The sequence below is a fragment of the Candidatus Enterococcus willemsii genome, assembly GCF_009933335.1.
GTDB lineage: Bacteria > Bacillota > Bacilli > Lactobacillales > Enterococcaceae > Enterococcus_F > Enterococcus_F willemsii.
This window is the reverse complement of record NZ_MAEL01000017.1, coordinates 41,384-50,006: the sequence shown is the minus strand read 5'-3', so window position 1 is coordinate 50,006 and position 8,623 is coordinate 41,384. Positions and strand designations below refer to the sequence as shown.

10 protein-coding genes are annotated in these 8,623 nt (G+C 35.0%); 9 read left to right on the top strand and 1 reads right to left on the bottom strand.

All coding sequences use genetic code 11. The features are described from left to right. The 9 genes from BAU17_RS02890 to BAU17_RS02850 form a co-directional block, all read left to right on the top strand. Positions 1-887, top strand: an 887-nt coding sequence (locus BAU17_RS02890) for a lipopolysaccharide biosynthesis protein (protein ID WP_161901317.1), incomplete at its 5' end; no start/stop codon positions are given. Between the two features lie 22 nt (positions 888-909). Beyond that, positions 910-1,779, top strand: a complete 870-nt coding sequence (gene rfbA, locus BAU17_RS02885) for a glucose-1-phosphate thymidylyltransferase RfbA (protein ID WP_161901316.1) — start codon at positions 910-912, stop codon at positions 1,777-1,779. A gap of 10 nt (positions 1,780-1,789) precedes the next feature. Beyond that, positions 1,790-2,362: a dTDP-4-dehydrorhamnose 3,5-epimerase gene (gene rfbC, locus BAU17_RS02880; protein WP_202622268.1), complete on the top strand. Its 573-nt coding sequence runs from the start codon at positions 1,790-1,792 to the stop codon at positions 2,360-2,362. A 17-nt stretch (positions 2,363-2,379) separates the two neighbouring features. After that, positions 2,380-3,408: a dTDP-glucose 4,6-dehydratase gene (gene rfbB / locus BAU17_RS02875; RefSeq protein ID WP_161901314.1), complete on the top strand. Its 1,029-nt coding sequence runs from the start codon at positions 2,380-2,382 to the stop codon at positions 3,406-3,408. Positions 3,409-3,453: 45 nt separating this feature from the next. Next, complete coding sequence (gene rfbD, locus BAU17_RS02870; RefSeq protein ID WP_161901313.1) at positions 3,454-4,287, top strand: dTDP-4-dehydrorhamnose reductase; 834 nt, start codon at positions 3,454-3,456, stop codon at positions 4,285-4,287. A gap of 58 nt (positions 4,288-4,345) precedes the next feature. After that, a complete protein-coding gene (locus BAU17_RS02865) occupies positions 4,346-5,512 on the top strand; it encodes a nucleotide sugar dehydrogenase (RefSeq protein ID WP_161901312.1) in 1,167 nt (388 codons plus the stop codon). A 21-nt stretch (positions 5,513-5,533) separates the two neighbouring features. Next, on the top strand, positions 5,534-6,406 hold the full coding sequence (galU, locus tag BAU17_RS02860; RefSeq protein WP_161901311.1) for a UTP--glucose-1-phosphate uridylyltransferase GalU: 873 nt from the start codon (positions 5,534-5,536) through the stop codon (positions 6,404-6,406). A 202-nt stretch (positions 6,407-6,608) separates the two neighbouring features. Then, entirely contained in the window at positions 6,609-7,682 is a 1,074-nt protein-coding gene (locus tag BAU17_RS02855) for an acyltransferase family protein (RefSeq protein WP_161901310.1), read from the top strand. A 19-nt stretch (positions 7,683-7,701) separates the two neighbouring features. Next, positions 7,702-7,884 carry a hypothetical protein gene (locus BAU17_RS02850; RefSeq protein ID WP_161901309.1) on the top strand — a complete coding sequence of 61 codons (183 nt, stop codon included), beginning with the start codon at positions 7,702-7,704 and terminating at the stop codon, positions 7,882-7,884. A 40-nt stretch (positions 7,885-7,924) separates the two neighbouring features. Here BAU17_RS02850 and BAU17_RS02845 read toward each other — a convergent pair whose 3' ends face one another. Further along, positions 7,925-8,581, bottom strand: coding sequence for a Crp/Fnr family transcriptional regulator (locus BAU17_RS02845; RefSeq protein ID WP_161901308.1), 657 nt, complete (start codon positions 8,579-8,581; stop codon positions 7,925-7,927). Positions 8,582-8,623: the final 42 nt, after the last annotated feature.

Sequence of the window (8,623 nt, the reverse complement as noted above, 5' to 3'; positions counted from 1 at the left end):
TCTCTCAAGTTATTATGTGGATATATATAAGGAAGAAAATTATTTTTATAAAAGTTACATTATCAGATACTCTGAAACATTTTATGCCAGCATTAAGTTTTTTTATTCCAAAAATTGCAATTGTTTTGTATACAAATTTAAATAAAACTTTGTTGGGATGGTTAGATTCTGCTGAATCAGTAGGTTATTATGCCAATACAATGACAATTAATAGTATTTTAGTTACATTGATAACTACGATGGATTTAGTATTATTACCTAAACTAAGTAATTTAGTTGCCCATGGTAATGCGAAAAATGTATTAAAAGTAATTAAACAGACCTTAGGTTTACAGCTCTATTTTACAATTCCAATAATGTTTGGGGTTTGGAGTATAACTCCTAAATTTGTTTCATGGTTTTTTGGGGATAAATTTTTATTTATAGAAAAAACAATTCCTATCGTAGCTCCACTAATCATAGTTATACCGATAGGGATGGCCGTTGGAAGGCAGTATTTGGTTCCTTACAATAAAATGAAGGTCTATAATTTTGCTGTAATTATGGGAGCTTTTATAAGCATTGTTACTAATGTAGTGTTAATACCTATATATGGAATTTATGGTGCGCTAATAGCAACTATTGCATCTGAATTTTTTGTAACTCTAACAAGGTTCAGAGCATTTAAAAAAGAAACTCAATTTGAAATTGACTATAGGGGTATTATATTGAACGTACTGTCGGGTGCAATTATGTTTGTGATGATACGTATGTTAACTAATAATTTAGGATCTAGTTTAGTAACTACAATAATTCAAGTTACTTTAGGAATAGGTGTATATTTATGTCTAACTACTATTTTGCAGACAAACCCTTTAATTGGTCTTATCAAAAAATATATTAATTAAATTGCTTAGAGAGGAAATATAGATGAAAGGAATAATTCTAGCAGGAGGTTCAGGCACTCGCCTTTATCCTCTAACCAAAGCAACATCGAAACAATTAATGCCGATTTATGACAAACCAATGATTTATTACCCATTGTCAGTGTTAATGTTGGCGGGAATTACAGAAATATTAATTATCTCAACACCTCAAGATACACCAAGATTTGAAGAACTACTTAGTGATGGAGCTGAATTGGGGATTCGTATTGAATATGCGGTGCAACCTAGTCCAGATGGATTAGCACAAGCTTTCCTTATTGGAGAAGAGTTTATCGGTGACGATAGTGTTTGTTTGGTATTGGGTGATAATATTTATTATGGTGGGGGCTTATCGAAAATATTACAGAATGCCGCGTCCAAAGAATCAGGTGCTACTGTCTTTGGCTATCACGTCCAAGATCCAGAACGTTTTGGTGTAGTTGAATTTGATCAGAATATGAAAGCTATCACAATTGAAGAAAAACCTGTGCAACCAAAATCAAACTATGCTGTAACAGGTTTGTATTTTTATGACAATAATGTGGTAGAAATCGCTAAAAATATTAAACCTTCGCCACGTGGGGAATTAGAAATTACGGATATTAATCAAGCATATCTTGAAAGAGGACAGTTATCTGTTGAGGTCATGGGACGTGGATTTGCATGGCTAGACACAGGTACACATGAATCGTTATTAGAAGCATCAACTTTTATCGAAACAATTGAAAAACGACAAAACTTAAAAGTAGCGTGTTTAGAAGAAATTTCTTATCGAATGGGTTATATTACGAAAGAACAATTAATCGAATTAGCGCAGCCATTGAAAAAAAATCAATACGGCCAATACTTATTACGTTTAGCAGGAGAGTTATGATATGGGAAAAATTAAAGTAACTGAAACAAAACTAAAAGATGTTAAAATTATTGAACCTGCCGTTTTTGGTGACCATCGAGGATTTTTTACAGAATCATATTCTGAGAAAGATTTTAAAGAAGCGGGTATTGATTTTGATTTTATCCAAGATAATCATTCGTTATCTACGCAAGCAGGCGTGCTACGTGGGTTACATTTTCAAAAAGGGAAAGCAGCACAAACCAAACTTATTCGTGTGGTAACAGGAGCAGTCCTAGATGTGATTGTAGATATGCGTAAAGGTTCACCGACCTATGGAAAATGGGAAGGATATATCTTATCTGAACAGAACCATCGTCAATTGCTAGTTCCTAAAGGTTATGCGCACGGGTTTGTGACATTGACAGATAATGTAAATTTCTTATATAAATGTGACAATTATTATAACGCTGAAGCTGATGGCGGAATTAGTTTCTTATCACCAGAATTAAATATTGATTGGCCAATTGATATTGACAAAGCAATTACTTCTGAAAAAGATGCAAAACAACCTGCTTTTGCAGAATTTGAAGCTGAAAACCCATTTATCTATGGTGAAATTTAATTTTGGAGGATATTGGAATGAAACGTATAATTGTAACAGGTGGCGCAGGTTTTATTGGATCGAATTTTGTTCATTATGTAGTGAACAATCATCCAGAAATTCATGTAACTGTCTTAGATAAACTAACTTATGCTGGAAATAAAGAAAATCTTAGCGGACTACCTTCTGATCGTGTCGAACTTGTTGTGGGAGATATTGCAGATGCAGAATTAGTCGATAAACTTGTGCAAGAAACAGATGCAGTGGTACATTATGCAGCTGAATCTCATAATGATAATTCGTTGAAAGATCCGTTTCCTTTTGTACAAACAAATATTATTGGGACGTATACATTGATTGAAGCTTGTCGTAAATACAATGTTCGTTATCATCATGTATCGACTGATGAAGTATATGGGGATTTACCTTTGCGCGAAGATTTACCAGGACATGGTGAAGGTGAAGGAGAAAAATTCACAGCCGAAACACCATATAATCCATCAAGTCCATATTCTTCAACAAAAGCGGGTTCTGACTTACTAGTAAAAGCATGGGTACGATCATTTGGTCTACAAGCAACAATTTCAAATTGTTCAAATAACTATGGTCCGTATCAACACATTGAAAAATTTATTCCACGACAAATTACCAATGTATTGAGCGGTATTACACCGAAATTATATGGTGAAGGAAAAAATGTTCGTGACTGGATTCATACGAACGATCATTCTTCTGCTGTATGGGCTATTTTGACTAAAGGTCGCATTGGTGAGACGTATTTAATTGGTGCTGATGGAGAAGAAGACAATAAAACAGTCATTGAATTAATTTTGGAATTGATGGGACAACCTAAAGATGCTTACGAGCATGTTAATGATCGTTCAGGACATGATTTACGTTATGCAATTGATTCAACTAAATTACGTGAAGAATTAGGCTGGGCACCGGAATTTACAAATTTCCGTGAAGGTTTAACGGATACAATTCAATGGTATACAGAGAATCAAGACTGGTGGAAAGCTGAAAAAGAAGCAGTTGAAAGTACGTATGCCAAACAAGGTCAATAAAAATAAAAGCAGGAGAAATCCTGCTTTTTTGAAAGGAAGACTCAGATGATTTTAATTACTGGTGGTAACGGACAACTAGGTACAGAAGTCAGATATCTTTTAGATGAAAAAAATAAAGCTTATGTTTCCATGACTTCTCAAGAAATGGATATTACAGATGCCGAAGTAACGATGTCAGTTATAAAAAAAATACAGCCTAAAGTGATTTATCATTGTGCAGCTTATACAGCTGTAGATAAAGCGGAAGACGAAGGAAAAGAACGTGCTGAGCAAGTAAATGTCGAAGGCACTCGAAATGTTGCTTTAGCAGCGAAAGAAGTCGGTGCAACGATGGTCTATATTAGTACTGACTATGTTTTCGATGGTACGTTAAAAGATGGTGAGTATACTGTAGATGCACCGACTAATCCACAAAATGAGTATGGACGAACAAAGCTATTGGGGGAACAAGTGGTACAAGAAGTCTTGGATGCATACTACATTATCCGTACCTCATGGGTATTTGGTCAATACGGACATAATTTTGTATTTACAATGCAAAAATTGGCTGAAACAAGAGATACTCTAACCGTTGTGAATGATCAATTTGGTCGTCCTACATGGACTAGAACCTTGGCTGAATTTATGAACTTTGTTGTTGAGCACAAAGCGGCTTATGGCATATATCATTTGTCAAATGAAGAAAGTTGTACGTGGTATGAATTTGCGAAAGAAATATTGAAAGACAATAAAAATATTACTGTACTGCCCGTGAGTTCAACTGAGTTTCCACAGAAAGCGAAGCGTCCACAATATTCTGTAATGGATTTGAATAAAGTGAAGGAATTAGGATTTAATAGCCCAACTTGGAAAGAAGCATTGTATTTATTAAATGATTAATTGTTTTAAAATAAATATTAGATTAGATAAGTAGATAATTGGAGGGAATATAAATAAAATGAAAATAACAGTCGCAGGAACAGGCTACGTAGGATTGTCTAATGCAATTTTATTAGCACAAAATAATGAAGTGATTGCTTTAGACATTATTCAAGAAAAAGTCGATATGATTAATAATCATCAATCGCCAATTGTGGATGCTGAGATTGAGGATTATTTAGCAAATAAAGAATTAAATTTAGAAGCGACTACAGATAATTTGAAAGCTTTTAAAGATGCGGAATATGTCATTATTTCAACACCTACTAATTATGACTCGGAACTTAATTACTTTAATACTCGTACAGTCGAAGCCGTTATTGCAAACGTCTTGTCTATCAATCCTGATGCTATCATGATTATCAAATCGACAGTTCCAGTTGGGTATACTAAAGAAATTAGAAAAAAATTTGATACCGAAAATATTATTTTCTCACCAGAATTTTTGAGAGAAGGGAAAGCATTATACGATAATTTACATCCATCTCGAATTGTTGTTGGTGAGCAAAGTGAGCGTGCAGAAGTTTTTGCTAACCTATTAGCTGAAGGAGCAATTAAGGAAGATATTCCAGTTTTATTCACTGATTCGACTGAAGCAGAAGCAATTAAGTTATTTGCAAATACTTACTTAGCTTTGCGTGTCGCATATTTTAATGAATTAGATTCTTATGCGGAAATTCGTGGATTAAACACGAAACAAATTATTGATGGTGTAGGCTTAGATCCACGGATTGGCTCGCATTACAACAACCCTTCATTTGGTTATGGCGGATATTGCTTGCCCAAAGATACGAAACAGTTATTGGCAAATTATGCAGATGTTCCACAAAATATTATGTCAGCAATTGTTGATGCAAATAGAACGAGAAAAGATCATATATCAGAAATGATTTTAAGGAAACAACCTAAAGTAGTGGGAATTTATCGTTTAACTATGAAAGCAAATTCAGATAATTTCCGTCAATCAGCAATTCAAGGGATTATGAAACGTATCAAAGCAAAAGGAATTGAAGTTGTAGTCTATGAACCAACTTTAGATGCAGAAGATTTTTATAATTCTAAAGTAATTAAAGACTTAGATAAATTTAAAGAAATTTCTGATGTGATTGTGTCAAATAGATTAGAAGAAGTTTTAAAAGATGTGGAAGAAAAGGTCTATACTAGAGATATCTTCGGTACTGACTAAAATTTTTAAGGAGTTTTTCAAATGACTAAAGTACGTAAAGCCGTAATCCCAGCAGCGGGATTAGGAACAAGATTTTTACCAGCAACAAAAGCAATTGCGAAGGAAATGTTGCCAATTGTTGATAAACCAAGTATTCAATTTATTGTAGAAGAAGCAATTGCTTCAGGAATTGAAGACATTTTGGTAGTAACAGGGAAAGCAAAACGCCCAATTGAAGATCATTTCGATTCAAATTTTGAATTAGAATATAATTTAGAAAAATCTGGTAAGAAAGAATTACTGGCACTAGTTGAAGAAACAACTGGTATTCGTCTACATTTCATTCGCCAAAAACGTCCAAAAGGATTGGGAGATGCTGTTTTACAAGCGAAAGCATTTGTAGGAAATGAACCTTTCGTTGTTATGCTTGGCGATGATATTATGGAAGATAACGTACCATTGACGAAGCAATTAATCACTGATTATGACAAAACAAAAGCTTCTACATTAGCAGTAATGCCAATTCCGCATGAAGATACATCTAAATATGGCGTAATTGACCCTATTTCAGAGATTTCTAAAGGCTTGTATGATGTTCAATCATTCGTTGAAAAACCACAACCAGAGGATGCACCAAGCGATTTAGCAATCATTGGTCGCTACTTACTAACACCTGAAATTTTTGGTATTTTAGAAAATCAAAAACCAGGTCTAGGTGGCGAAATTCAGTTAACCGATGCTATCGATACCTTGAATAAAACACAACGTGTATTCGCACATGAATTTACTGGCAAACGTTATGATGTTGGTAATAAAATGGGCATGCTTGAAGCAAATATTGAATATGGTTTAAAACACCCTGAAATTAAAGATGAGCTACGTGCTTACTTGAAAGATTTGGTAGGTAAATTATAATTATTGTAAACGTCTTACACTCTCTAGTGTAAGGCGTTTTTTTACAACTCGTTTTTCAAATTATTGCAAATATTTCAACTAATGCACGTTTCACTTACAATCCTTACATAGTCATTGTTATCTAATTCGTCCAATGCTAGACTTTTATTAGTCAAATGGTGCAATGATAAATCTAGCACTGACTTAGTAGGATGGTGTGTTTATGAAAGAAAAAAATTATGGCGTAGAATTTGGCAGAATTTTATCGATGCTGATGATTATGGGGCTTCATGTTCTAGGTCAAGGTGGCGTTCTGGGTGAATTGGGCTATAATTCGTTAAAAGGTCAAGCTGTAGTCTATTTGGAATATTTGTGTGTGGTATCGGTGAATATTTTTGCTTTGATTAGTGGTTTTGTGGCAATAAATTCACAGTTTAAGCTACGACGCTTGATTGGTTTATGGCTGCAGATGATGTTCTTTTCTGTTGGGATGATGTTAATTATAGGTCCTCTTTATCAGATTTCTTTTGATCAGGTGATTGAATCATTCTTTCCAACGATTCATCATGGTTATTGGTACTTTAATGCGTATTTGATTTTGTATGTATTTACGCCGATTTTAAATAAAGGTATGAAAGCGTTGAGGAAAAAAGAATTGTTCCAACTGCTTGTGATAGCATTCTTTGTTTTATCAATTGTGAGTAGTTTTGCAGAAAAAGATGCGATGTATGTTGAAGGTGGGTATTCACCGATTTGGTTGATTTATATGTATGTTGTGGGTGCGTATATCAAGATTCACGGTATTCCTAACTTGGTTCGTAAGCGTAAATGGTTGTTATCGATTTACTTTCTGTTTGGTATGTTGACGGTCGTTGCGCACGATTTGCGTAATTTATATTTGGTTTACTTTGATGGGTTTGAAGGGCAAGACTGGTGGGTTCGTCGATATTCGTTTCCAACGATTTTTATTATGTCGGTGGCGTTATTTCTTTACTTAATTAGTATGAAATTTCCGAAACGTATGCATAAGATAATTGGTTTCTTTTCAACGAGTGCACTAGCAGCGTATCTATTTCAAACGCATCCCTTATTCTACAATCTGGTCTTACCGGGAATGTTTACGAAAATTGCTGATTGGACGAGTTTGCTCTTGCTAGGGAGTGTCTTGTTACTATCCGTGTTCTTTTTTGTTGCGGGTGTGTTATTAGATAAACTGCGTTTGTGGTTCGTTCAACGGTTAAAACTGGATAGAATGATGGATTCCGTGTATGCTTACATTGAGAGGAAGTTTATTTAACTGAGAGGACGTGACTGCCATGAAAATTCGCGGAAAATCAAGTTTTGTTAATTCGTATGCCCAAGCTTCGAAAGAGTTGCGTACAGGTAAGAAAAAAAGTGGACTCGGTGGAAAGAAAAAACTAACCGAAGAAGAAAAGAGTATTCAACGTCGACGAACAGGTTTCTTGGCTGGTGCGTTGAGTCAGTTGTTTAAGAAGTGATAGAGTAAAGGACCTTGCGGCTGCAAGGTCCTTTGTTGTGCTATAGAATAATATTCTCGGTGATGGCTTCCATGTTTTTAATTAAGATTTTGCGTTGTTGGATTTCAATGGCATGGCTATCTTTGAGTTGTTGGAGCATGCGATTGACGCTGCTGGCAGAGGTGATGCCGCAAAAGCGTGCAATTTCTTCATTGGTAACGATAAAGTCGATGAGTCGTCCGTCTTCGGTGTCGACGCCAAAGGTTTCTGATAAATCATAAAGTTGGGTGCAGACAGCGCCGAATTTACCGTTCATGAGCATTTGTTGCATGCGTTTCATAGATTGTAATAGGTTCACACGGTAGTATTCTTTGACATAATTTTGTAGTTTAGGGCTGCGGTTGATGTCTTGCCAAAATTGGACGCGATTAATTTTATATAGTTGCGCAGTGGGTGACTCAATGCGGATATTAAAAGGTGCATCGGTAAATTTGGAATATTCATCTTTTAAGAGTGAAACGATTTCTAATCCTGTAATGTATCGTAGATTGAATTCACGGCCATCACGGGTGATGACACTGGTTTTAATAATGCCGTCTTTTAGAATATATGCTGAGCTGTCTTGCAAGCCTTCGTACATAATATACTTTTTCTTTTCTTTCGTGATAATCGGGAAGGAATGGTTGTCTAAATAGGTTTGTAGTATTTGTTTTTCCACCTTGTATCCTCCTTTGGATTTAGTGTTCTTAGGTATTTAATC